Source organism: Streptomyces sp. NPDC051776 (assembly GCF_040681345.1).
Taxonomy (GTDB): Bacteria; Actinomycetota; Actinomycetes; order Streptomycetales; family Streptomycetaceae; genus Streptomyces.
In genome coordinates, this window is record NZ_JBFAYQ010000004.1 from 139706 (window position 1) to 163598 (window position 23893).

A 23893-nucleotide genomic window follows, 5' to 3' on the forward strand; every position below is an offset into this window, starting at 1 on the left:
AGGCCCGCGGACGACGACGTCCGCGGGCCCTTCACCGTCCTGGAAGGACCGGCGGTCGGACCGCCGTTTCCAGTGCCTTCGGAAGCCCCTCCGTGTGCACGATGCCCAACGCCTGCGTGGCCCGGGTCAGCGCCACGTACAGATCACTGGTCGTGTAGCGGGACGGCTCGACGACGATGACCGTGTCGAACTCCAGCCCCTTCGCCTGGCGGGGGTGGAGGAGTACTACCGGCCGGGTCAGGTCGGGCTTGTCCCCGGCTGTCACGTCCGGCAGATGCGCGGCCAGTTCGGCGTGCAGGCCGGTCGGGGCGATCACGGCGAGCCGCCCCTCGTCCGCGGCGGCCTCCGCGACGTGCTCGGCCACGGTACGGCCGAGGCCGGCGGCATCGGTCGCGCACGCCCAGGGGCGCGTACCGGTGGACCGTACGGAGCTGGGCGGTTCGAAGTCCGGGTACGCGGAGCGCAGCACGGCCGCCGCGACGTCCATGATCTCCGACGGGGTGCGGTAGTTGACGGCCAGCCGGGTGTGCTCCCAGCGGTCCTCGACGTACGGGCCGAGGATGCGGCTCCACGATCCGGCGCCCGCTTCCTCCGCCGTCTGCGCCGGGTCGCCGACGAGCGTCATCGAGCGGGTGGGGCAGCGCCGCATCAGCAATCGCCAGGCCATCGGCGAGAGTTCCTGCGCCTCGTCGACGATGATGTGGCCGAACGCCCAGGTGCGGTCGGCCGCGGCCCGCTCGGCGGCGCTGCGGTGATCGGCCTCCTCGTGGCGCTCGGCCATGCGCTCGGCGTCGATGAGGTCGTGCACGCCAAGCACCTCCGACTCCTCGTCGTGCCGATCCTCGAACTCGTACGTCCGGGAGGCGTACGCGACGTCCAGCACGCCCTGGGCGTACGCGATCTGCTCTTGGCGCTCCAGCTCGGCCGCGGCGCGCGCGGCCCGCTCGTCCTGGCCGAGGAGTTCGGCGGCCTCGTCGAGCAGCGGGACGTCGGCAGGAGTCCAACCGCCCCGCGTACGGCGGATGGCGGCGGCTTCCTCGGCGGGGAGGTGGGTGGGGTCCGCGAGGAAGTCGGTGACCAGGCGCTGCGGGGTGAGACGCGGCCAGAGCTGGTCCACGGCCGCGTGGAAGTCCGGATTGTCATCCAGTTCCTCCCGCAACTGGGAGATGTCGCTGGGGTCGAGGAGATTGCTGCCGTCGTAGGGGTCGGTGCCGATGCGCTCGGCGAGCATGTCGGTCAGCTCGTTCAGCAGGAACCCCTCGAAGTGCTCGCGGGCGAGGTTGTGCGGAAGCTTCGTCCCACGGGCCCGTTCGCGGCAGACCCGTACGAGGTCTGCGTCCAGCAGCAGCGCCTCGCGGTCGTGGATGACCGCGATGACGGGGTCGGGCAGCGCCTGCCGGTCGGCGAGGACCGCGGCGAGGACGTCCGCCATCCCGGCGCGGCCCTTGACGGCGGCGGCGTGCGGGGTGTCTGCGGCGGTGGCGTGGACGCCGGGGTACAGCTCGCCGAGCGTCGACAACAGGACCCCGGTCTCGCCGAGGGAGGGCAGCACCTCTCCGATGTAGCCGAGGAAGGCGGGGTTCGGCCCGACGATGAGAACGGCCCGCCGGGCCAGCAGCTCCCGGTGCTCGTAGAGGAGGAAGGCGGCACGGTGCAGGGCCACCGCGGTCTTGCCGGTGCCGGGGCCGCCTTCGACGACGAGGACGCCGCGGTGCGGGGCGCGGATGATGCGGTCCTGCTCTGCCTGGATGGTCTGGACGATGTCGCTCATGCGGCCGGTGCGGGCGGAGTTGAGCGCGGCGAGGAGGACGGTGTCACCGGAGGGGTCCTCATGGCCGGTGCGGGTGGTGTCGGTGAGGTCGAGGATCTCGTCGTGCAGGGCGGTGACGGTGCGGCCCTCGGTGGTGATGTGGCGGCGGCGGCGCAGGCCCATCGGCGTATGGCCGGTGGCGAGGTAGAAGGGGCGGGCGACCGGGGCACGCCAGTCGATGAGGATCGGGGTGCGGTCGGCGTCGTCCTCGCGGATTCCGATACGGCCGATGTGGTGCGTGGCGCCGGCGCCCTCCCTGGCACCGCCGCTTTTCTCCGTGTCTTCACCGGAGGCGGGAGCGCCGGGAGCTTCGGTGAGATCGATGCGGCCGAAGCAGAGTGATGCGTCGATCGCATTCAGGGCGGCGAGCAGCCCGGAGCGTTCGGCCACCACGACATCGCGTTCGACGAGTGCCTGCTGCCCGTTGCCGACCGGCACCATGGCCTCGGCCACCGAGGCCTCGGCTTCCTTGCGCAGGGCGTCAACCCGGTCGTAGACGTGGTCGATGAATTTCTGCTCGCCCTGCAATTCCTGGTCCGGTGATTCCGTGTTTGACAATTCCACTCCCACCCGGATATGCTGTCCTCAGCACTTTTCCCGTGACTCAATTCTGCGAAGTCGCGAAAGACTCAATATACGCAAAGAAATCCCCCGGCTGTCAATTCGCCGGGGGATTTCTCTTGGGCGGATGCGGCCGTGGATGCGGCTGCCGTTACACCGAGGCCTTCTCCTTCGCGCCGCCCTCGGGCTGTCCCGGCACGCCGCCGAGCGCGTGCCCGCCAGCGGCATCGCCGCCGGTGCCGTCATCGTCGACGAGCGTCCTCTCGTCGAACGGAACCCGTCCCGCGAGCACCTCGTGCACCCGGTTCTTGTCGATCTCCTTGGTCCAGGTGCCGACGAGCACCGTGGCGACCGCGTTGCCCGCGAAGTTCGTCAGCGCTCGGGCCTCGCTCATGAACCGGTCGATGCCCACGATCAGGCCGACGCCGTCGAGGAGTTCCGGCCGGTGCGACTGCAGACCGCCCGCGAGCGTGGCGAGGCCCGCGCCGGTGACACCCGCCGCCCCTTTCGAGGCGATGATCATGAAGACAAGCAGCGAGATCTGCTGCCCGAGCGACAGCGGGTCCCCCATGGCCTCGGCGACGAAGAGCGAGGCCATGGTCAGGTAGATCGCCGTACCGTCCAGGTTGAAGGAGTAGCCGGTCGGCACCGTGATGCCGACCACCGGCTTGCTGACACCGAGATGCTCCATCTTCGCGATGAGCCGGGGCAGCGCCGACTCGGACGAGGATGTGGAGAGGATCAGCAGGAACTCCCGGGCCAGGTATTTCAGGAGGGTCAGGATGTTGATCCCGGCGACCACGCGCAGCAGCAGACCCAGCACCACGAACACGAACAGCAGACAGGTGACGTAGAAGCCGATCATGATGACGGCCAGCGACTTGAGGGCGTCGAGGCCGGTCTCGCCGACCACGGCCGCGATCGCGCCGAACGCGCCGATCGGTGCAGCCCACATGATCATCGCCAGGACCCGGAAGACCAGCCGCTGGATGTGCCCGATACCGCGGATGATTGGCTCACCGGCGGACCGCATGGCCTGCAGCGCGAACCCGACGAGCAGGGCGACCAGCAGGGTCTGCAGCACCTCACCGCTGGTGAAGGCCGAGACGAGTGTGGTCGGGATGATGCCGAGCAGGAAGTCCGGGGTTGAGGTGGCCGCGCCTTCGGCCTCCGCCTCGCCCGCGCTGCGCGCGGCCTCGGTCAGCTCGAGCCCGGAGCCGGGTTCCAGAATGTTGCCGACCACCAGGCCGATGCCGAGCGCCACGGTGGACATGACCAGGAAGTAGCCGAGAGCGAGCCCGCCCACCGCACCGACCTTGGCGGCCCTCCGCACCGACCCGACGCCGAGGACGATCGTGCAGAAGATGATGGGCGAGATCATCATCTTGATCAGGTTGACGAAGCCGGTGCCCAGCGGCTTGAGCTCGACCGCCACCCCGGGCGCGGCGAAGCCGACCACGATGCCGAGGAGCACGGCTCCGATGACGGCGAGGTAGAGGTAGTGGGTCCGGTCCCGCTTCGTTCTCTCTCCGGTCTTCACCGGCAGCCGGGGTGGCGGGGTTTGCGCAGCCACGGGATTCTCCTTGTCCTGGCGCAGAACGTGCGGCTCACGTCCTTCGGCGTCCCGGTGAATATCCACCACGGTGTGACCCGCGTCACCCTTGCGTTCATTTCGTTCACGACCGGATCTCCGCACCGCGCGGGTGGCCGGGCAGACTGGCAGCCATGCGCATCCCCCGTCCCCGCAGCCTGGCCGGCCAGCTCTTCGCGATGCAGGTCGTGCTGGTCGCGGCCGTGGTGGCCGGGTGCGCGGTCTTCGCGTACCTCACCGCCCGCCAGCAGGCCGAGGACGCCGCGGAGCGGCAGACGACCGCCGCGGCCCGCGCCATCGCCGACTCCCCCTCCGTCCGGGCCGCGATCCACGGCGGCGACCCCTCCGTGGTCCTCCAGCCCTACGCCGAGCGGGTCCGCAAGGAGGCGGGCGTCGCCTTCGTCACGATCATGGATCCGCGGGGCACCCGCTGGACCCACCCGAACCCCGCAAGGATCGGCGAGACGTTTCTCGGCCACCGTGCGGAGGCCCTGCGCGGCCGCACCTTCACCGAGACCTACACCGGCAGGCTCGGCCCCTCCGTCCGCGTGGTCACCCCGATTCGGGACGGCGCCGACGGGGACGGGCGCATCATCGGGCTGGTGAGCTCGGGCATCACGGTGGAGCGGATCAGCGCCCAGGTGGAGCGGCAGCTCGCCGGTCTGCTGCCGGTCGCCGCGGGAGCGGTGATTTTGGGGGGTATCGGGACGTATGTGGTGAATGCTCGGCTGCGCCGTCATACGCACGGGATGAACGCGACCGAGCTGAGCCGGATGCACGACTACCACCAGGCCGCACTGCACGCGGTGCGCGAGGGGCTGCTGATGCTGGACGGGCAGCGGCGGATTGCCCTGATCAACGACGCCGGGCGGGATCTGCTCGGCGTCGGGGCCGACGTGGTCGGCCGGAACGTCGCCGAACTGGGCCTGCCCGCCCCGCTGACGGGCGCGCTGCTGGCCGCCGAGCAGCGGGTGGACGAGGTCCACATGACCACCGACCGGATCGTGGTGGTCAACACCTCACCCGTCTCCAGCGGCGAGAAGCGCGGCACCGTCGTGACCCTGCGGGACCACACCGAGCTGCAGGCGCTCTCCGGCGAGCTGGACTCGGTGCGCGACATCACCGAGGCCCTGCGCTCCCAGGCGCACGAGGCGGCCAACCGCCTGCACACGGTCGTCTCGCTCATCGAACTGGGACGGGCGGACGAGGCGGTGGAGTTCGCGACGGCCGAACTCCAACTCGCCCAGGTACTCACCGACACCGTGGTGGGAGCCGTGGCCGAACCGGTGCTCGCCGCGCTGCTGCTCGGCAAGGCTGCGCAGGCGAACGAACGCGGGGTCGAGCTCGAACTCACCCCGGACAGCAGCATCCACGACGGCGTACTCCCCGACACGGTGCCGGCGCGCGACCTGGTCACCGTCCTCGGCAACCTCGTCGACAACGCGGTGGACGCGGCAGCCGAGGGCCGCGCGGACCGCCGTGCCAGGGTCACCGTCACGGCCCGCGCCGAGGACGGCGAACTGCTGATCCGGGTCGTGGACACCGGACCGGGCGTGGACGCGGGCGAGATGGACGAGATCTTCCGGCGCGGCTGGAGCACCAAGGCACCCGCTGGAAAGGCGGGGCTCGGGCCGGGGCGCGGCCTGGGCCTGGCCCTCGTCCGCCAGGCCGTCCGCCGCAACGGCGGAACGATCTCGCTCGGCCGGTCGGCCGACGGCGGCGCCGAGTTCACCGTCCGGCTTCCGCTGCCCGCTCGGGTGCGCGCATGACCGGCCTCCCGCCGATCCGCGTCCTGGTCGTCGAGGACGACCCGGTCGCCGCGGACGCCCACGCGCTCTACGTCGAGCGGGTGCCGGGCTTCGCCGTCGCCGGGACCGTGCACTCCGGTGCCGGGGCGCAGCGCCATCTGGAGCGCGAGCCGGTGGATCTGCTGCTGCTCGACCTGTATCTTCCGGACGGTCACGGCCTGCAGCTCGTACGGTTGTTGCGCGCGGCCGAGCACACCGCCGATGTCATAGCGGTGACCTCGGCCCGCGATCTGGCGGTGGTCCGCGAGGGGGTCTCGCTCGGTGTGGTGCAGTACGTGCTGAAGCCCTTCACCTTCGCGACCCTGCGCGACCGGCTCGTCCGCTACGCCGACTTCCGCGCGTCGGCCGGCGAGGCCAGCGGTCAGGACGAGGTGGACCGCGCGCTGGCCGCGCTGCGCGCCCCCCAACCGGCCTCCCTTCCCAAAGGGTTGAGCGGCCCCACGCTGGAGGCGGTCACGCGCGTCCTGCGCTCTTCGGGAGCGCAGGGTGTCACCGCGAGCGCGGCGGGCGAGGCGGTGGGCATCTCGCGGATCACCGCCCGGCGCTATCTGGAGCACCTGGTGGACGCGGCTCGTGCCGAACGCAGCCCGCAATACGGGCAGGTGGGCCGCCCCGAACTCTGCTACCGCTGGCTCAGCCATCCCTGACGGTACGTCAGCGAGTTCTCTTGGTGCGGGGTCCCATCGGTTTCGCCTTCGAACTCCCTCCCAGAGATGGCGAATAACAACGTTGTCACGGATCTGACGAGGCGATATCCCGGGGCATTGACCCCCCGTTCAGCCGCTCGTACGGTCACCGAGCAGCCCGCCAGGTGCTTTCAGGAGGTCGTGCCGTGCGCCCCACCGCTCCGCTGATCGCCCTCTCCGCCGTCCTCACCGCCGCCGCCCTCACCGCCTGCGGTGGTGGTTCCGGCAGCGACACCGACACCGTGAAGGTCGCCTACAACCGCAGCACCGACAACAAGATCCGGTTCAAGGACCAACTACTGGCCTCGGTGAAGAAGCAGTTCGAGAAGGCCAACCCCGGCAAGAAGGTGGAACTGGTCCCCATCCAGGCGCCGGACAACGACTACGCCGCCAAGGTCCAGCAGATGATGCGCTCCCCCAAGACCGCGCCCGATCTGGTCTACGAGGACACCTTCCGTATCAACTCCGACATCAAGGCCGGCTATCTCCGCCCGCTCGACGACCACCTCGAGTCCTGGGACACCTGGGACAGATTCGTCGACACGGCGAAGACCGCGGCCAAGGCCGAGGACGGCAAGACGTACGGCATCCCGGACGGCACGGACACCCGCGGACTGTGGTTCAACAAGGACATCTTCGCCAAGGCCGGGCTCCCCGGGGACTGGCAGCCGAAGAACTGGGACGAGATCCTCGACGCCGCCCGCACCATCAAGAAGAAGGTCCCCGGTGTCGTCCCGCTGAACGTCTACACCGGCAAGGCACCCGGCGAAGTCGCCGCCATGCAGGGCTTCGAGATGCTGCTCTACGGCACGGGGGAGGACCCGCTCTACGACCCGCAGGCGAAGAAGTGGGTCGCCGGCGGGCAGGGCTTCGAGGACTCCCTGGAGTTCGTCCGGACCGTCTACGGGGAGAAGCTCGGCCCCGACCCGTCCGACGCCCTCGACCCCAACATCAACACCCGTGTGGCCACCGAATTGCTACCCGAAGGCAAACTCGCGATCAACCTCGACGGTTCCTGGATCGGCCAGCAGTGGCAGAAGTCCGGCGGAAAACCGTGGCCCGAGTGGCCCGACGTGCTGCGGCAGGCGCCGATGCCGACCCAGAAGGGCCAGGCGCCCGGAAAGGTCAGCATGTCCGGCGGGTGGACCTGGGCCATTCCCGCCAAGGCCAACAATCCCGATCTCGCCTGGAAGTTCATCGAGCAGCTCCAGACGAAGGAGAACGCGGTCGAGTGGGACGTGGTCAACGCACAGATCGCGGTCCGCGAGGACGTCGCCGCCGATCCGGAGTACAGGAAATCCATGCCGGGCATCGACTTCTTCACCTCCCTGGTGGAGTACACCCGCTACCGGCCGGCGCTCCCCGTCTATCCGCAGGTCTCCACCGCCATCGGCGAGGCCATGGAGGCCGTCACCACCGGTGACGCCTCGCCCGCCGAGGCCGCACAGGCCTACGACGACCAGGTGAGGTCCATCACCGACGGCGCCGTACTGAACAGGCCCTGATGAGCACCGCGACCGCGCCGCCCGCCGAGGCGGCCGCCGAAATGGCGGCGGGGCGCCCGCGGCCGCGCGCCCGCGGCCCGCTGCGCTGGTTGCCGCTCGCCCCCGCCACCCTCCTGCTGCTGCTCTTCCTCGGCGGGCCGATCGGCTACTGCGTCTGGATCGCCTTCACCGACATGCAGTTGACCGGCTCGTCGTCCGCGGACTTCGTCGGCCTGGAGAACTTCCGGCGGGCCTTCGCCGACGACGACTTCCGCAACGCCGTCGTCCTGACCCTCGTCTTCACCCTCATCTCCTCGATCCTCGGGCAGAACACCCTGGGCCTCGCGCTCGCCGGACTCCTCCGGCGCGCCTCGAAGCCGGTGCGCACCCTCACCGGCGCGATCGTCATCACCGCCTGGGTAGTGCCCGAGATCGTCGCGGGCTTTCTGCTCTACGCCTTCTTCCGCCGCGAGGGGACGCTCAACGCACTTCTCGGCCAGCTCCATCTCCCCTCCCAGAACTGGTTGTTCACCCTCCCCATCCTCGCGGTCTCCTTCGCCAACGTCTGGCGCGGCACCGCCTTCTCGATGCTCGTCTACTCCGCCGCACTCTCCGGGATCCCGAAGGAGATCACCGAGGCGGCCCAGGTCGACGGGGCGCGCGGGCACCGGCGGCTGTGGCACATCACCCTGCCGATGATCCGCCGCTCCATCGGCACCAACCTCATGCTCAACACCCTGCAGACGCTCTCGGTGTTCGGCCTCATCTGGGCCATGACCCGCGGCGGACCGGGCGACCGCAGCCAGACCCTGCCGGTGTTCATGTACGACCAGGCGTTCCTGAAGAGCCTGATCGGCTACGGCACGGCGGTGGCGCTGCTCCTGCTGCTGGTCGGTGCGCTGTTCTCGGTGGTCTATCTGCGCCTGCTGCGCACGGAGGTGTGACCGGTGCCCCCGCCCCGGCCCCTCAGGGTGCCCGTCTCCCGCCGCGCCCGCCGCCGTCTGGCCGCCGACGCCGCGCTCCTCGTCCTCGCGTCCGCCTTCGCCGTACCGCTGACCTGGCTGCTGCTGGCCTCCGTGGACGCCGACGCCACCCTGCGCGTACGGCCGCCCGAGACGCCCACGCTGGACAACTTCTCCGCGGTGATGACGGACGACATCACCTTCACACCGATGCTCAACAGCCTGCTGCTGTGCGGCGGTGCGACGGCCCTGACGGTGGCCTGTGCGGCGCTGGCGGCCTACCCGCTGTCCCGCTTCCGGTCGCGGCTGAACCGGCCGTATCTGCTGACCGTCCTGTTCACGACCTGTCTGCCGATCACCGCGGTGATGGTTCCGGTCTACGGTCTGTTCGTCCAGGTCGATCTGATCGACACCATGCGGGGCACGGCCTTGTTCCTGGCCACCTCGCAACTGCCGTTCGCCATCTGGCTGATGAAGAACTTCATGGATGGGGTCCCGATGGTCCTCGAGGAGGCCGCCTGGACGGACGGGGCCTCGTCACTGCAGACGCTCGTGCGGGTGGTGCTGCCGCTGATGGGCCCCGGGGTGACCGTGGTGACGATCTACAGCTTCATCATGATGTGGGGGAACTTCTTCGTCCCCTTCATGCTGCTGCTCAGCCCCGATCAACTCCCGGCATCCGTCTCCATCTTCACATTCTTCGGCAACTACGGGTCCATCGTCTACGGGCAGCTCGCGGCCTTCTCCATCCTCTACTCCACCCCGGTGGTGCTGCTGTACGTGCTGATCTCGGGGCGACTGGGCGGCGGGTTCACGCTCGGCGGCGCGGTCAAGGGCTGAAGGCCGCGTCGGCGCGCGCGCCCTCGCCGCCGCCGGTCAGGGCGTGCCCGGAGCCGGGGTCCCGCGGGCGGGGGTGGTCGATCCCGCCGGGGTGAGCTCGGCCCGGACCACCACGGCGTAGCCGCCGTTGCCGATCAGCGCCTTGCCCTCCAGGTCACCGGCCGTGGTGTGCAGGGTGAGGACCGCGCCGCTCTCGGGGTCGAAATCGACGTCGGTGAGCGAGCCGAGTTCGTCGCCGCGGTCGGTGAGGACCCGCTTCTGCGGCATGTCGCGGTTCTTGTCCGCAAGCTCCGCGAGGCCGCCCTCGGCGGTCTCGAGCACCTCCGCGCCTTCCACCATCACGGCGTCGGAGCCGATCGCGCGGGCGCGCGAGAGAGTCAGGATGTTCCGCTTGGAGTCCTTGGTCTTGTGCAGGCGGAGCGCCACGACACGGGCCGCCACCGGGTCCACGACACAGGCATCGACGACACCGACCCTTGTCGCGTCGGCGACGCTCACCACGGGCCGGTCCTCGGTCTGGCTGAAAAGCATCAGGCCTCCGTCTCCGTCGATTGCGTGCGGTCCCGGTACGCCCTGACCCGCTCCTCGAAGGTGGCGAGATCCTCGGCGACGTACTCGGTCACCGTGGCGGGCACGACCAGGGCCTGGCCGGAGACCGCGATGGTCTCCGCGCGGGGCAGGAACACCGTGCGGGCGCGGCGGCCCAGCGCCTCGGTGGGGGCGATCTCGTAGCCGACGACATCGGCGCCCGCGCCGGGGTCCACGACGACATCGACGATCCTGCCGATGTCCGTGCCTGCGTCGGTGAGGACGCGGGACTCCAGGACGTCGCCGCCCCGGGCCTCACTCTTCTCCATCACATCCGTACGGGTCTCGAGGACGTCCTCGTTCGCGATCACGAGGGCGTCGCGGCCGAGCCCGTGGACGGCCGTCCAGGGCAGGCTCTGTTTCATCGGCCCGGAGAACCATTTGCGCCCGCTGAGGGTGAAGCCCACGACGCGGCCGCCGCCGCCGTCGAACACGACGTCCTTGACCTGGGCGACGGCGTCTCCGCCGAGCGTGACCACCGGACGCTTGGTGATCTCCGTCGCGAGCATCAGGGCGGTCACTTCAGGCCACCCGTCCGGCCGCGCCCGCGCCGCTTCACGGCGATGACGCCACCACTGCGGCGGCGTGCCTGGATCCCCATGGTCGACAGCGCCAGCGCGCCCACGATCACCGCAATGATGATGATCCACACCCACCAGTCCATCGCGCACCTCTTCACGTCGGTCCACGTCGGGACGCCCCGGTCCGCGCCGAGAGCCGCGCACCGCCCGTCCGGCCGGTACTTCCAGGATCGGTCACTCTCCGCACGCTGTCCACGCGTGTCGTGTTCCCGCCCGCGTACGGACGCGTCAAGATCGACCGGGAATGGCCGGTCCAACGGCACGACCGGCGGAAAAGGCGACGGAGAACCGTGGCGCACGAGCGTCTGCGGAATTGCGAAGGAGCGGGTGGAATGACTGTGCACGGCGAAACGGAATCCACGCGCCCCGGCCGGCGCGGCGTCCTCGCGGCGGGAATCGGTACGGGTCTCGGCCTGCTTTCCACGGGCGCGGGACCCGCGCAAGCGGCCCCCGGATCCGGCTCGGCGGCACAACGGACGCCGTCGTCCTCTTTGTGCGGCGAGAATTACGAGATCTGCCGCGGAGAACAGTGTCTCGTCGTCACCGAATTGGGCGCCGGCCTGAGGTCCTACACGGTCAGGGGCCATGAACTGCTGGACACTTTCGCAGCCGATTCCTATCCGACCGGCGCCTCCTACGGCCAGGTGCTCATTCCGTGGCCGAACCGGATCGACCACGGCACCTACACCTTCGACGGCACTGAGCAGGTGCTGCCCTGGAGCGAGCCCGCACAGGCCAACGCCATCCACGGGCTGACCCGGTGGATGAACTGGGAGGTCATGGAGCGTGGCATGTCACGGCTGGTCATGGGGCTCACCCTGCACGCTCAGCCGGGCTATCCGTTCGTCCTGCGCCTGCGGCAGACCTACGAACTCACCGAGCAGGGACTGCGGGTCACCAACACCGCGCGCAACACGGGCGCCGACCGGGTCCCGTACGGCGTGGGTGCCCACCCCTATTTCACGCTCGGCACGGAGTACATCGACGACATCGTGCTCACACTCCCGGCCCGGAAATGGTTCCGTACCGACGCGCGCGGAATTCCCCTTCCTCCGCCCGTCCCGGTCAAAGGGACCGCGTTCGACTTTCTGCGGCCGCGGCGGCTGGGTGACACCGTTCTCGACACCGGTTTCGCCGAACTGGTCCGGGACGGCAACGGATTGGCCGTGGTCCGTATGACGTCTCCCGCGAGCCCAGTTTCGCTGGAGGTATGGCAGGACCGGCAGCACGAATTCCTTCAGGTCTACACGGGAGACACCCTGCCCGACCCCGACGGCCGCCGGCGCGGACTGGCCGTTGAGCTGTATTCCTGTGCCGCGAATGCGTTCAACAACGGCTACGGGCTGAGAATTCTGCCGCCCGGAGGGGAATTCCGCGCCCAGTGGGGCGTGCGTCCCGCTCTGCGGTGACGGCACGGCCCGGGGCCTCGGTACGCGAGCCGGAAGGCAGGCGAGCGCGTCACAGGTTGACATCTCGGTGCGATTGCACAAGTCGTGAGCTTCTGTGGACGAACCGTAGTAGTTACTCTCCAGTAGCCCCTAGCCTTTCGGCGTGCGTTCGTTCCCCCCACCCGACGCCCACAAACCCCCCTTTGACGCAACTACCGCACGCCGGTTGCGAGAAGGGCTGGGAATGGGCCATGCCCAGGTCGCCTACGGAATCTGGGCCTCCTACGGACTGCAGGTCAGTCCGGCAATGGTGGCTGCCTGGGAGCTCGGCGACGAATCACCGACCGAAGCCGAACTCACCGCGCTCGCCGGAGCCCTCTGGTGCTCGCCGGGCGATCTGCTGGGCTCGCCGAGCACCCTGCGGGAGCACCGGCTGGCGCGCGGCTTCGCCGCCACCGACCTGGCGATGCACATCGGCATGGACCCGGCCGCCTACGAACTGGTCGAGCAGACCGGCCACTGGACCGGCAACGACCGGCAGGCCACGGCGCTCGCCGAGGTCCTGGCCCTGCCGCTGCCCGCGTTCATCGAACTGACCGGGCGCGCCGACGCCCTCACCGACCTGCTGCGCAACGCGGTCACCACGCGCTGGCAGGCCTACGTCAAACCCCTGGCCAAGATGCTGCCGCTCCCCAAGCAGCGACTCGGTGACGTCCTGCACAGGTTGCACACCGACTACCAGACGCGGATGGTCGGCACCCTCAACTGGGGTGTGGGCACGACATCGACCCAGTCGGGGGACGCGGGGAAGGCCTTTCTCGACGAGGTGCTGGAACTGTTCTGGGCCCTGCTGTACGCGCAGGAGCGCGACGGCGGCTAGGGCCGCCACCTTGGCGGGAGCGGCACTGGGCAGCCCCGCCCGATGCGGACCCGGCGGGGGCTCGCCCGCGGCGTGCCGCGGCCCTCCGGCGCTCGGCGGACCACGGAAGCGCAGCGTCGAATGGACGGGGCCCAGGCGTCAGAAGACCGATTCCGCCTCGCGCATGCGGAACTCGGGCACCGTCTTCAGCTCGGTGACGGCTTGCGCGAGCGGCACCATGCGGATGTCCGTGCCGCTCAGCGACGTCATCATGCCGAACTCGCCGCGGTGCGCGGCCTCGACGGCATGCCAGCCGAAGCGGTTTGCCAGCACGCGGTCGTACGCCGTCGGCGTCCCGCCGCGCTGGACATGGCCGAGAATGACCGGCCGGGCCTCCGTGCCGAGCCGGCGCTCCAGCTCGGCCGCCAGGCGGTTGCCGATTCCGGCGAAGCGCTCATGGCCGTATTGGTCGATCGCGCCGCGCTCGTACGGCATCGAGCCCTCGGCCGGGTGCGCGCCCTCGGCGACGCAGATCACGGCGAACTTCTTGCCGCGTGCGAAGCGCTCCTCAACCATCCTGCAGAGGTTGTCGACGCTGAACTTCCGTTCCGGCAGGCAGATTCCGTGCGCGCCGCCTGCCATGCCGGACTCCAGCGCGATCCACCCCGCGTGCCTTCCCATGACCTCGACGACCATGACGCGCTGGTGGGATTCGGCGGTCGTCTTGAGCCGGTCGATGGCCTCCGTGGCGACGGTGACGGCGGTGTCGAAGCCGAACGTGCGGTCCGTGGAGGAGATGTCGTTGTCGATCGTCTTGGGGACGCCGACGACCGGCATTCCGGCGTCGGAGAGCATCCGGGCCGCCGTGAGGGTGCCCTCGCCGCCGATCGGGATCAGCGCATCGAGACCGAGTTCACGACACAGCTCCTCGGCGTTGTCGATGGCCTCGCTCAGGCGGGCGCGCTCCAGCCGCGCGGAGCCCAGGATGGTGCCGCCGCGGGCGAGGATGCCGCTGACGGCCTCCAGATCGAGCTTGCGGTACCGGCGGTCGAGCAGCCCCTTGAATCCGTCCTCGAATCCGATGACCTCGTCGCCGTGGTCGGCCAGTGCGCGGTGCACGACCGAACGGATCACGGCGTTCAGGCCGGGGCAGTCGCCGCCTGCGGTGAGAACTCCGATGCGCATCGGCTTGACTCTCCTGCTCGGTGCTCGGTGGCCGGGTGGTCGCTCACGTCGACCTGTTCGATTGTTCCACGTCGCACGGACCGCTGTTCCACCTCGCGGAAACCGCTGTTCCACCTCGCGGGACCGCCCGCGCCGACCCGCATCCACCCCGTCCCCGATGCGCGTATGCCCTGCGTACGCCCCCTCCACCCGGGCCCGGCTCCTACTCATCCGTACAGGTATTGTCAAGAGGGTAAGGCCACTCCATCGGCTGCATCCGAGCCGATCCGGCGTTCGAAGATCGGAGAGCACACGTGACGCGGAGCGTGTACGTGACCGGGATCGACCGCGGCGACGGCCGCCAGGTCGTCGAGCTGGGGATCATGGAGCTCCTGACCCGTCATGTGGACCGGGTGGGGGTCTTCCGGCCGCTCGTACACGACGGTCCCGACCGGCACTTCGAGCTGCTGCGGGCCCGCTACCGCCTCAGCCAGCCCGCCGAGAGCGTGTACGGGACGGACTACCACACTGCGGCCCGGCTGCAGGCGGAGCAGGGCACCGACGAACTGGTCTCCCAACTCGTCGCCCGTTTCCACGAGGTGGCACGGGAGTACGAGTTCGTGCTCGTCCTCGGCACGGACTTCGCCGGCACCAACCTCCCCGCCGAGCTGAATCTGAACGCGCGCCTGGCGAACGAGTTCGGCGCCTCGGTGATCCCGGTCGTCGGCGGCCAGGGCCAAGACGCCGTCTCCGTGCGCGCCGAGGTCCACAACGCGTACGCCGCGCTCGACTCCCTCGGCTGCGACATCACCGCGATGATCGTCAACCGGGTCGCGCGCGCCGACCACGAGGAGGTCGCCGTCCATCTGACGGACCGGCTGCCGGTCCCCTGCTACACCCTCCCCGAGCACGACTCGCTCGCCGCGCCCACGGTGCAGCAGATCGTGCACGCGCTCGACGCCGAGGTGCTGCTCGGCGACGCCGCCGGACTCGCCCGCGACGTCCGGGACTTCGTCTTCGGCGGCGCGATGCTGCCGACGTTCCTGCGCGCGCTGACCGAGGGCTGCATGGTGATCACCCCGGGCGACCGGGCGGACCTGATCGTGGGGGCACTCGCCGCCCACAGTGCCGGCGCCCCTCCGATCGGCGGCGTACTGCTCACCCTCGACGAACGGCCGGGACCGGACATCATGGCGCTGGCCTCCCGGCTCGCCCCGGGTACCCCCGTCCTCTCAGTACCGGGACAGAGCTTCCCGACGGCCGGAGAACTGTCGCGCATCGAGGGCAAGCTCAACGCCGCCTCCCCGCGCAAGGCCGAGACCGCACTCGGCCTCTTCGAACGGTACGTGGACACGGCCGCATTGACCCACCGCATATCCCTCGCCCGCTCCAGCCGGGTCACGCCGATGATGTTCGAGCACGAGCTGATCGAGCGCTCCCGCGCCCGGCGCCGCCGCGTCGTGCTGCCCGAGGGCACCGAGGAGCGGGTGCTGCGCGCCGCGGACGTGCTCCTGCGCCGCGATGTCTGCGACCTCACGCTGCTCGGCGACGAGGACCTGATCCGCAAGCGCGCGGCCGAGCTGGGCATCGACGTCACCGGCGCCCATCTCATCGACCCGCACACCTCCGCGCTGCGGGAACGATTCGCCGAGCAGTACGCCGCCATCCGGGCCCACAAGGGCGTCGGGTACGAGCTGGCGTACGACATCGTCGCCGACGTCTCGTACTTCGGCACGCTGATGGTCGAGGAGGGCCTAGCCGACGGCATGGTCTCCGGCGCGGTCCACTCCACCGCCGCGACCATCCGCCCCGCCTTCGAGGTGATCAAGACGGCGCCCGGCGCCCAGATCGTCTCCTCCGTCTTCTTCATGTGCCTGGCCGACCGCGTGCTCGTCTACGGCGACTGCGCGGTCAACCCCGACCCGGATGCCGAGCAGCTCGCCGACATCGCGATCCAATCGGCTGCGACCGCCGCCCAGTTCGGCGTCGAGCCGCGGATCGCGATGCTGTCGTACTCCACCGGCACATCCGGTTCGGGCGCGGACGTCGACAAGGTGCGCAAGGCCACCGAGATCGTCCGCGAGCGCCGACCGGACCTGGCAGTGGACGGACCGATCCAGTACGACGCGGCGGTGGACGTCGCCGTGGCCGCGACGAAGCTGCCGGACTCGGAGGTCGCGGGCAAGGCCACGGTGCTGGTCTTCCCGGACCTCAACACCGGCAACAACACGTACAAGGCGGTGCAGCGCTCGGCCGGTGCCGTGGCGGTCGGCCCGGTCCTCCAGGGTCTGCGCAAGCCGGTCAACGACCTCTCCCGCGGCGCTCTCGTCCAGGACATCGTCAACACCGTCGCCATCACCGCCATCCAGGCCCAGGGCGACCCGCCCGGCCCGCCCACGCCCCCGTCACAGAAAGCGGAGACCGCGTGAACGCCACTCGCGTCCTCGTTCTCAACTCCGGCTCCTCGTCGGTGAAATACCAGCTCCTCGACATGGCGCACGGCAGCGGAGACCGGTTGGCCTCCGGCATCGTGGAGCGCATCGGCGAGGGCGAAGTGGCCGACCACACGGCCGCGCTGAAGCGGGCCGCCGCCGAACTGGCCGGGCAGGGACTCGGTCTGGACTCCCCCGCCCTCGCCGCGGTCGGCCACCGGGTGGTGCACGGCGGCACCCGGTTCACCGAGCCCGCCCTGATCGACGACGGCGTCGTGGCGGCCATCGAGGAGCTGGTCCCGCTCGCGCCGCTGCACAACTCGGCGAACATCACCGGTATCAGGGTCGCGCGCGAGCTGCGCCCCGACCTCCCGCAGGTGGCCGTCTTCGACACCGCCTTCCACTCCACGATCCCGGAGGCCGCGGCACGGTACGCGATCGACGCCGCGACCGCCGACGCGCACGGCGTGCGCCGCTACGGCTTCCACGGCACCTCGCACGCGTACGTCTCGCGGGCCGCGGCCAAGCTGCTGGGCCGGGACGTCTCGGGCACCAATGCGATCGTGCTGCACCTGGGCAACGGCGCCAGTGCCTCGGCCGTACGCGGCGGGGTGTGCGTGGACACCTCGATGGGCCTGACCCCGCTGGAGGGCCTGGTCATGGGCACCCGTTCCGGCGACATCGACCCGGCGGTGATCTTCCACCTCTCCCGGGTGGCGGGGATGTCCACGGACGAGATCGACACGCTGCTGAACAAGCGCAGCGGGCTGCTCGGTCTGTGCGGCGCCAATGACATGCGTGAGATCGGACGGAGGATGGCCGAGGGCGACGAGCGGGCGCAGCTCGCCTTCGACATCTACATCCACCGGCTGCGGAAGTATGTGGGCGCGTACTTCGCGGTACTCGGCAGGGTGGACGTCATCGCGTTCACCGCGGGAGTGGGCGAGAATTCCGCCGCCGTACGCGAGGCCGCCATGCGCGGGCTGGAAGGTCTGGGCATCGAGCTGGACACGGTGCGCAATTCCCAGCGGGCCTCCGGGGGCACTCCCGGCCAAGGCACGGGAAGGCTGATCTCGGCCGACGACAGCCGGGTGGCGGTCGCCGTGGTGCCCACCGACGAGGAACTGGAGATCGCCACGGAGACATACGCCCTGGTCAGCGCCTAGCTCCCGGCCGTATCCCGGGCACAATATTCCGCTCCTAAACAAAACCGATAGGATCGCCCTCATGCGCCGTTCCAAAATCGTCTGCACCCTGGGCCCTGCCGTCGACTCCTACGACCAGCTGAAGTCGCTGATCGAGGCCGGCATGAACGTGGCCCGTTTCAACATGAGCCACGGGTCCCACCCGGAGCACGAGGAGCGTTATCACCGTGTCCGCAAGGTGTCGGAGGAGATCGGCCGCCCGGTCGGCGTCCTCTTCGACCTGCAGGGCCCGAAGATCCGCCTGGAGACCTTCGCCGAGGGGCCGGTCGAGCTGGTGCGCGGTGACGAGTTCACCATCACCACCGAGGACGTGGCGGGCGACCGGTCGATCTGCGGCACGACGTACAAGGGCCTGCCGGGGGACGTCTCCAAGGGCGAGACGATCCTCATCAACGACGGTGCCGTGGCGCTCCAGGTCGTGGAGGTCGAGGGCCCGCAGGTGCGCACGATCGTCATCGAGGGCGGCGTCGTCTCCGACCACAAGGGAATCAACCTGCCCGGCGTCGCCGTCAACGTGCCCGCGCTGTCGGAGAAGGACATCGAGGACCTGCGCTTCGCCCTCGGGCTGGGCTGCGACATGGTGGCGCTGTCCTTCGTACGGGACGCGGCCGACATCCGCGACGTCCACCGGATCATGGACGAGGTGGGCCACCGGGTCCCCGTCATCGCCAAGGTCGAGAAGCCGCAGGCCGTGGCGAACATGGAGGAGATCGTGCTGGCCTTCGACGGCGTCATGGTCGCGCGCGGCGACCTCGCCGTGGAGTACCCGCTGGAGAAGGTCCCGATGGTGCAGAAGCGGCTCATCGAGATGTGCCGCAGGAACGCCAAGCCCGTGATCGTGGCGACCCAGATGATGGAGTCGATGATCAACTCGTCGCGGCCGACCCGCGCCGAGGCCTCCGATGTGGCGAACGCGATCCTGGACGGCACGGACGCGGTGATGCTCTCCGCCGAGTCCTCGGTCGGCAAGTACCCGATCGAGACGGTCAAGACGATGTCGCGCATCGTGGAAGCCGCGGAGAAGGAGCTGCTCTCCCGCGGGCTTCAGCCACTGGTGCCGGGCAAGAAGCCGCGTACACAGGGTGGTTCGGTCGCCCGCGCCGCAGCTGAGATCGCCGACTTCCTGGGCGCGAAGTCACTGGTGGCCTTCACCAAGTCCGGCGACACCGCCCGCCGGCTGTGCCGCTACCGCGCCCAGCAGCCGATCCTGGCCTTCACCACAGACGTCTCGACCCGCAACCAGCTCACGCTGAGCTGGGGCGTGGAGTCCTACATCGCGCCGTACGTGGAGAACACGGACGCGATGGTCGACCTGGTCGACGCGGAGCTGCTGAAGCTCGGCCGCTACGCCGAGGGCGACACCATGATCATCACCGCGGGCTCGCCCCCCGGTGTCCCCGGCACGACCAACATGGTGCGGGTGCACCACCTCGGCGGCTGAGGCGGCGTACGACAAGGCGGTGGGCGGTTCCCCTGGGGAGCCGCCCACCGCCTTGTCGTACGCGGGTGTCCGGGCCTACTGGGTGCTGAACTGCTGTATGCCCGGGACCGTGAGCGTGCCGCCGAACTGACCGGCCTGCTTCACCTTGGCATCGGTGAAAATGGCGAACGGCACGTTCAGCGGAGGCGGGCTGTCGGGGCTGAAGGTGACGGGGATCAGCCCGAACAGCTTGCCCTTCAGCTCCTCGGTGTACATGGTCACCGTGCCGTCGCGCAGCTTCGAGGTGCTGCCCTCGGCGGCCTTCACATGGGCGGTGCTCCCCTGCGGGCCGACCACCATCTGGTGCAGGTCCTTGATGTCGGTCTCGTCGGCGGTGAACTTCAGGACCTTCTTCACCTTGCCGCTGTAGGTCCTGACCTCGACGATGCCCTTGAAGTCCAGGCCGCGCAGCGTGAGCTTGGAGGTCTCCAGGCGCCACGCCTCGTCCGGGAGCAGCGGGATGCCCTGCTCCAGGTCGGCTGCGGCCAGCGCCTCGGGGTCCTTCTCCGGGCACGGGAACGGCTTCTTGCCGTCCTTGTCCTGGCCCCCGGTCGCACCTTCCGCGGTGTCCTCGGCGTCGTCGGTTGCCTTCTCGGCCGACTTCTTGGCCTTGTCGCCGACCTCCTCGACCTTGGCACCGGCCTTGTCCGCCGCGTCCTTGATGGCGTCCCTGGTCCTGTCGACGGACTCCGAGGGCTTGTCCGCGGTCTGGGAGGCCTCGGGTTCCTCGGTCTCGGAACTCGGCGTCGCCGAGGGCGTGGAGCTGCTCTCGGCCGGAGCCGGCTCCTCCTCCTCGTCGTCGTCGCCGTCGAAGAGGTCCTTGAGCTTGTCACCGATGCCCAGCGGGTCCAGCGGGTTGTCGGACTCGGTCGGGCTCGGCTCGGGCGAGGGGCTCTCCTCGGCCGGGGCGGACTCGGACGGCTTCGGCGACTCGGACTTGCCCGCCTCGTCCGCCTTGTCCCCGGAAGGACTCGGCTTCGCGGAGGGCTCGTCGCTCGGCTCGGCCGACTTCGACGCGTCCGCCGACTCGGACGGGGACGGCGACTTCTCGTCCTTCGCCTGCTCCTTGTCCTTGTCCTGGTCCTTTTCCGTCGGCTCGTCGGAGCGGGAGACACAGGGCCCGGGAGCGAAGGGGTTTCCGGGAACCTCGTCCGCCTGGGCGAGCTTCGGGGTCAGGCTCATGCCCACGAACACCGCGGTGGGCATGGCGGCCAGGGCTATCGCCTTGCCGGCCGGAATCTGCAGCTTGGTGAACAGCGACTTCCGAGGTGCCGCGTGGCGCGGCCCCGTTCTGACGGGGCGAACCACGGGGGAGTCGCCGCTTCCGGCCGTGACCGGCCGGGCCTCGTCAGACTGCACGGTGCCTCCCGCCATTCACTTCGACAACCCTTCCGGCTTCGTAGTCGTCCCCGGCCTCCGTGGGCGCCGCGTCGGGCTCGTCGCCCGTCCGTCCGGCGGGCCTGCCGCCGGTGTCGCCCGGCGCCCACGCGATGGACAGAGCACCACCGGTCAGCGCCAGAAGGAAGCCGATCAGAAATCCGCCGAGGTTGGACACGGGGATGGAGACCAGGGCCAGCAGAATGGTCGCGACACCCGCGAACACCCGGACGATGCGGTGGAACCACATGGTCAGGCCGAGAGTCACCAGCAGTACGCCGATGATCAGCGAGCCCGCGCCCGCCGTCGTCGCCATACGGATGGTGAGCTGACCGACCTTGAGGTTGGCATACGGCAGGTATGCGATCGGCACGCCGCCGAGAATCGTCAGCAGGCCCGCCCAGAACGGCCGGCTGCCGCGCCATCCGCGGAAGCGAAGCCGCCAGTATCGAATTCGGTCACGCAGCCCTGGTGACTCGGCGCTCATGGAAAACAGCTCCTGGGGACGGCGTTGTTACAACAGAGTTCAGGGGTGGTTGGGCGGGCGGGAAACCTGCGCTCCCCACCCGCCCGGCGAGTGCCTAGTAGCACTCCTTGACGCCCTTGTGGAGCCTCATGCTGAGCCCGCTCAGCTTGAAGGTTCCGGCGCTGGTGGCCCATGCCGTCTGCTTGACATCGGTCAGGGTGGCGCTGTCGGCCTCCTGAGCGAAGCCGGCGGGGCTCGCGTGGTCACCCTTGTTGATGCCGGGGCCCTTGGTGCTGGAACCGGCGGCGACACCGATGTTGATGTTCTTGAACGTGGCGTCCGCGTCGAGCTGCGCCACATCGATGTAGAGATTCTCGGCCTCGACCGGCGTCTTGCCGCCCGCGTTGAGCTGCAGGGTCACCGTGCCGATGAGCGGGATGTCCGGCGTGACGACGGACTGGCACATCCCGTTGATCTGCGCGCTCTTGAACGCGGAGACCGCGACGGGGACATTCTTCCCGCCGACCTGGGTGTCGTAGGCCCCGTACTGGACGAAACCCTTACCCTCGAGCCGCTCAGCCGTCACCTTGAACTGCTGGCCGGACACGCTGAACGACGCCGCGAGCGCACCCTGCGACAGGGCGACGCCGATCGCGGCCGTCGCCGCAACGCTCGGCACCATGACAACGGCGAACCGCTTCCATCTGGTCCCGCCACGTGCCAGGGACTCCATGACTTTCCTCCTTCTCGGACGTACATCTCCGGCGGGGCCGGTGGGCCGGCCCGACCTGGGATGGGAGAAGTGCTACGTCCTCGGGAAGGAGAGCGCCGCCGCACTCGGAGGCGCGAACCGCACCCGACACACCGGCGATCACCCCCGAGCGACAACCACTGGCCACGCTCTCGCGCAACCTCTCTGGACAGGCCCTGCCGAGGGTTCGGCAGAGACCCCCCTGTCCAAGGCCGGCGCCACTGCCGCCGGCCTGCTCGGTAGGGACCCAGGAGGCCCGCGGCACCGGATGGAGTCCGGGACTGCGGGTTTGGACCGAGCGTGGCCGATCGTGGTGCATCAACCGGGTCCGGCACAAGGCCCGCGTTACTGGGGAGTAACGGACGGATAACCGATCCGTGGCCGACGCATCTCGGCCGGGTACGCAGGGTCGCCGGTTCACTGCCCGATTACGGAGGAGTAATAGGCACATACGCGGACAAGACTCCGCGCTTCGCTTACTGCCAGTAACAGCGGCCGCGATTACCAAGTTTTGGTAAAGCGCGGCCGCCGTGATCACTTCAAGCCCCGGTTGACGCTACGTCAGGCGTCCTCGGGGCGGGTCACGGTGGCGGCACAGCTGCCGTCACCCTGTACAACGCGGGCCGAAGGCCCGTCCGTCGCTCGCGGCACGAGATTCTTCCCCCGCCCCGCCGCGGTCCACTCCTGACCGGGTGAGAAGCGTCAGAAGAGTACGCGCGCCAGCGCGTTGCGCGCGGCGGCCACCCGGGGGTCGTCACCGCCGATCACCTGAAAGAGCTCCAACAACCGGACTCGGGCGGCATTTCGGTCATCCCCCGCCGTGCGCTTGACGGTGTCGACGAGCCGACCGAAGGCGTCCTCGACATGCCCGCCGACGAGATCCAGGTCCGCGGCCGCGAGTTGCGCGGCCACATCGGTGGGATGGTCGGCCGCCGCCTTGCGCACCACCTGCGGGTCAGCCCCCTCCACGCGCCGCAGCAACTCGGCCTGGGCCAGACCGAGCTTGGCCTCCGCGTTGCCCGGGTCGTCGGCGAGCACATTGCTGTACGCCTGGATCGCGCCGCCCAGGTCACCGGCGTCCAGCGCCTGGTGCGCGGCGCCGAGCGCGCTGTCGTACGGACCGGCGGGCGTACTCGGCATCTCCTCGGCTACCCCTTCGGCACCGCCCTCGCCGGGCTCGACCGGGGCGCCCACGATTCCGAAACGCTGCTCCGCGGCCTGGATCAACTGGTCCAGAACCTGGCGGATCTGCCCCTCCGGGGCAGCCCCCTGGAAGAGCGGCAGCGCCTGGCCCGCGATCACGGCGAAGACCGCGGGAATGCCCTGCACGCCGAACTGCTGGAAGAGCATCTGGTTGCTGTCGACGTCGATCTTGGCGAGCACGAACCGGCCCGCGTACTCGGCCGCGAGGCGCTCGAGCACCGGGCTGAGCTGCTTGCAGGGCTCGCACCACTCGGCCCAGAAGTCGATGACGACAGGAACCTCGGCGGAGCGCTGCAGGACATCCCGCTCGAAGCCCGCCTCGTCGACGTCGAGGACGAGACGGCCGGGCGTCGTAGGCTGCCCGCCGCCGCGGGCCGCCTCGGCCCGGGCCTGCTCTGCCTTCTGCTTGGCTTCCCCGGCGGCCTTCACCGCGGCGAGGTCGACGACTCCGCTCATGGACATGTTCCGTGGCTGCATGAGTACATCCTCCCCCTTCCGCGCAGAGATCGGAAAAGCGCCTGTTTCCGCCATGGACACGGTGGTGCTGATCGGCGCCGGGTCCCCACCCACGCACCTGTGGCTGTCGCGTGCTCACCAGGTTTCGCTACGAGTCGTAGCGTATCTGATGCCACCCCCGCGTCAGCAACCCCGCCCCCC

20 protein-coding genes are annotated in these 23893 nt (G+C 69.8%); 10 read left to right on the forward strand and 10 right to left on the reverse strand.

Translation table 11 applies throughout. The annotated features are described in order from the left end of the window. Positions 1-31: 31 nt before the first annotated feature. Entirely contained in the window at positions 32-2374 is a 2343-nt protein-coding gene (locus AB0M26_RS05405) for an ATP-binding domain-containing protein (RefSeq protein ID WP_365254840.1), read from the reverse strand. A gap of 148 nt (positions 2375-2522) precedes the next feature. Beyond that, the gene (locus tag AB0M26_RS05410; protein WP_365254843.1) at positions 2523-3944 is read right to left on the reverse strand and encodes a cation:dicarboxylase symporter family transporter; all 1422 of its coding nucleotides are present in this window, start codon (positions 3942-3944) and stop codon (positions 2523-2525) included. 152 nt (positions 3945-4096) lie between these two features. On the opposite strand from AB0M26_RS05410, the gene AB0M26_RS05415 reads away from it, so the two are divergent. The 5 genes from AB0M26_RS05415 to AB0M26_RS05435 all read left to right on the forward strand — a co-directional run bounded on the left by AB0M26_RS05415 (position 4097) and on the right by AB0M26_RS05435 (position 9742). After that, the gene (locus AB0M26_RS05415) at positions 4097-5731 is read left to right on the forward strand and encodes a sensor histidine kinase (RefSeq protein WP_365254846.1); all 1635 of its coding nucleotides are present in this window, start codon (positions 4097-4099) and stop codon (positions 5729-5731) included. Next, positions 5728-6417: a response regulator gene (locus AB0M26_RS05420; protein WP_365254849.1), complete on the forward strand. Its 690-nt coding sequence runs from the start codon at positions 5728-5730 to the stop codon at positions 6415-6417. Before AB0M26_RS05415 ends, AB0M26_RS05420 begins: the two co-directional genes overlap by 4 nt. A gap of 185 nt (positions 6418-6602) precedes the next feature. After that, positions 6603-7961: an ABC transporter substrate-binding protein gene (locus AB0M26_RS05425; RefSeq protein WP_365254852.1), complete on the forward strand. Its 1359-nt coding sequence runs from the start codon at positions 6603-6605 to the stop codon at positions 7959-7961. Between the two features lie 41 nt (positions 7962-8002). After that, positions 8003-8884 carry a sugar ABC transporter permease gene (locus AB0M26_RS05430; protein ID WP_365255255.1) on the forward strand — a complete coding sequence of 294 codons (882 nt, stop codon included), beginning with the start codon at positions 8003-8005 and terminating at the stop codon, positions 8882-8884. A gap of 3 nt (positions 8885-8887) precedes the next feature. Further along, positions 8888-9742, forward strand: coding sequence for a carbohydrate ABC transporter permease (locus AB0M26_RS05435; RefSeq protein WP_365254855.1), 855 nt, complete (start codon positions 8888-8890; stop codon positions 9740-9742). Between the two features lie 36 nt (positions 9743-9778). On the opposite strand, the gene AB0M26_RS05440 is transcribed toward AB0M26_RS05435, so the two are convergent. The 3 genes from AB0M26_RS05440 to AB0M26_RS05450 are packed head-to-tail and all read right to left on the reverse strand — an operon-like array spanning position 9779 to position 10994. Continuing rightward, positions 9779-10273, reverse strand: a complete 495-nt coding sequence (locus tag AB0M26_RS05440; protein ID WP_365254857.1) for a hypothetical protein — start codon at positions 10271-10273, stop codon at positions 9779-9781. Then, positions 10273-10851: a PRC-barrel domain-containing protein gene (locus tag AB0M26_RS05445; RefSeq protein WP_365254860.1), complete on the reverse strand. Its 579-nt coding sequence runs from the start codon at positions 10849-10851 to the stop codon at positions 10273-10275. The genes AB0M26_RS05440 and AB0M26_RS05445 overlap by 1 nt, the downstream gene beginning before the upstream one ends. Then, complete coding sequence (locus tag AB0M26_RS05450) at positions 10848-10994, reverse strand: hypothetical protein (RefSeq protein ID WP_365254863.1); 147 nt, start codon at positions 10992-10994, stop codon at positions 10848-10850. The genes AB0M26_RS05445 and AB0M26_RS05450 overlap by 4 nt, the downstream gene beginning before the upstream one ends. Positions 10995-11243: 249 nt before the next feature. Between AB0M26_RS05450 and AB0M26_RS05455 the strand changes: the two genes are divergently transcribed. Together AB0M26_RS05455 and AB0M26_RS05460 are read left to right on the forward strand one after the other, a co-directional pair. Further along, the gene (locus AB0M26_RS05455) at positions 11244-12320 is read left to right on the forward strand and encodes an aldose 1-epimerase family protein (protein WP_365254866.1); all 1077 of its coding nucleotides are present in this window, start codon (positions 11244-11246) and stop codon (positions 12318-12320) included. Positions 12321-12543: 223 nt separating this feature from the next. After that, a complete protein-coding gene (locus AB0M26_RS05460; RefSeq protein ID WP_365254869.1) occupies positions 12544-13179 on the forward strand; it encodes an XRE family transcriptional regulator in 636 nt (211 codons plus the stop codon). Positions 13180-13317: 138 nt separating this feature from the next. Here the strand turns inward: AB0M26_RS05460 and AB0M26_RS05465 are convergent, their stop codons facing one another. Beyond that, on the reverse strand, positions 13318-14343 hold the full coding sequence (locus tag AB0M26_RS05465) for a 6-phosphofructokinase (protein ID WP_365254872.1): 1026 nt from the start codon (positions 14341-14343) through the stop codon (positions 13318-13320). Positions 14344-14636: 293 nt separating this feature from the next. On the opposite strand from AB0M26_RS05465, the gene pta reads away from it, so the two are divergent. From pta to pyk, 3 genes are all read left to right on the forward strand, one after another. Continuing rightward, positions 14637-16751, forward strand: a complete 2115-nt coding sequence (gene pta, locus AB0M26_RS05470) for a phosphate acetyltransferase (RefSeq protein WP_365254875.1) — start codon at positions 14637-14639, stop codon at positions 16749-16751. Continuing rightward, positions 16748-17920 carry an acetate kinase gene (locus AB0M26_RS05475; protein WP_365254878.1) on the forward strand — a complete coding sequence of 391 codons (1173 nt, stop codon included), beginning with the start codon at positions 16748-16750 and terminating at the stop codon, positions 17918-17920. The genes pta and AB0M26_RS05475 overlap by 4 nt, the downstream gene beginning before the upstream one ends. A gap of 61 nt (positions 17921-17981) precedes the next feature. Next, entirely contained in the window at positions 17982-19400 is a 1419-nt protein-coding gene (gene pyk / locus AB0M26_RS05480) for a pyruvate kinase (RefSeq protein WP_365254881.1), read from the forward strand. A 75-nt stretch (positions 19401-19475) separates the two neighbouring features. Here pyk and AB0M26_RS05485 read toward each other — a convergent pair whose 3' ends face one another. The 4 genes from AB0M26_RS05485 to AB0M26_RS05500 form a co-directional block, all read right to left on the reverse strand. Further along, the gene (locus tag AB0M26_RS05485) at positions 19476-20798 is read right to left on the reverse strand and encodes a hypothetical protein (protein ID WP_365254883.1); all 1323 of its coding nucleotides are present in this window, start codon (positions 20796-20798) and stop codon (positions 19476-19478) included. Beyond that, positions 20788-21303 (reverse strand): DUF6114 domain-containing protein, encoded by a 516-nt coding sequence (locus AB0M26_RS05490; RefSeq protein WP_365254886.1) that lies wholly within the window; start codon positions 21301-21303, stop codon positions 20788-20790. Before AB0M26_RS05490 ends, AB0M26_RS05485 begins: the two co-directional genes overlap by 11 nt. A 94-nt stretch (positions 21304-21397) precedes the next feature. Beyond that, positions 21398-22015: a DUF6230 family protein gene (locus AB0M26_RS05495; protein WP_365254889.1), complete on the reverse strand. Its 618-nt coding sequence runs from the start codon at positions 22013-22015 to the stop codon at positions 21398-21400. Positions 22016-22735: 720 nt separating this feature from the next. Then, positions 22736-23713 (reverse strand): tetratricopeptide repeat protein, encoded by a 978-nt coding sequence (locus AB0M26_RS05500; protein ID WP_365254892.1) that lies wholly within the window; start codon positions 23711-23713, stop codon positions 22736-22738. Positions 23714-23893: the final 180 nt, after the last annotated feature.

What these genes read in the sequence shown, in the direction of transcription:
- AB0M26_RS05415 (WP_365254846.1), top strand. Translation starts at nt 4,097, where the DNA reads ATGCGCATCCCCCGTCCCCGCAGCCTGGCCGGCCAGCTCTTCGCGATG.
- AB0M26_RS05420 (WP_365254849.1), top strand. Translation starts at nt 5,728, where the DNA reads ATGACCGGCCTCCCGCCGATCCGCGTCCTGGTCGTCGAGGACGACCCG.
- AB0M26_RS05430 (WP_365255255.1), top strand. Translation starts at nt 8,003, where the DNA reads ATGGCGGCGGGGCGCCCGCGGCCGCGCGCCCGCGGCCCGCTGCGCTGG.
- AB0M26_RS05440 (WP_365254857.1), bottom strand. Translation starts at nt 10,273, where the DNA reads ATGCTTTTCAGCCAGACCGAGGACCGGCCCGTGGTGAGCGTCGCCGAC.
- AB0M26_RS05450 (WP_365254863.1), bottom strand. Translation starts at nt 10,994, where the DNA reads ATGGACTGGTGGGTGTGGATCATCATCATTGCGGTGATCGTGGGCGCG.
- AB0M26_RS05455 (WP_365254866.1), top strand. Translation starts at nt 11,244, where the DNA reads ATGACTGTGCACGGCGAAACGGAATCCACGCGCCCCGGCCGGCGCGGC.
- AB0M26_RS05460 (WP_365254869.1), top strand. Translation starts at nt 12,544, where the DNA reads ATGGGCCATGCCCAGGTCGCCTACGGAATCTGGGCCTCCTACGGACTG.
- AB0M26_RS05465 (WP_365254872.1), bottom strand. Translation starts at nt 14,343, where the DNA reads ATGCGCATCGGAGTTCTCACCGCAGGCGGCGACTGCCCCGGCCTGAAC.
- pyk (WP_365254881.1), top strand. Translation starts at nt 17,982, where the DNA reads ATGCGCCGTTCCAAAATCGTCTGCACCCTGGGCCCTGCCGTCGACTCC.
- AB0M26_RS05490 (WP_365254886.1), bottom strand. Translation starts at nt 21,303, where the DNA reads ATGAGCGCCGAGTCACCAGGGCTGCGTGACCGAATTCGATACTGGCGG.
- AB0M26_RS05495 (WP_365254889.1), bottom strand. Translation starts at nt 22,015, where the DNA reads ATGGAGTCCCTGGCACGTGGCGGGACCAGATGGAAGCGGTTCGCCGTT.
- AB0M26_RS05500 (WP_365254892.1), bottom strand. Translation starts at nt 23,713, where the DNA reads ATGCAGCCACGGAACATGTCCATGAGCGGAGTCGTCGACCTCGCCGCG.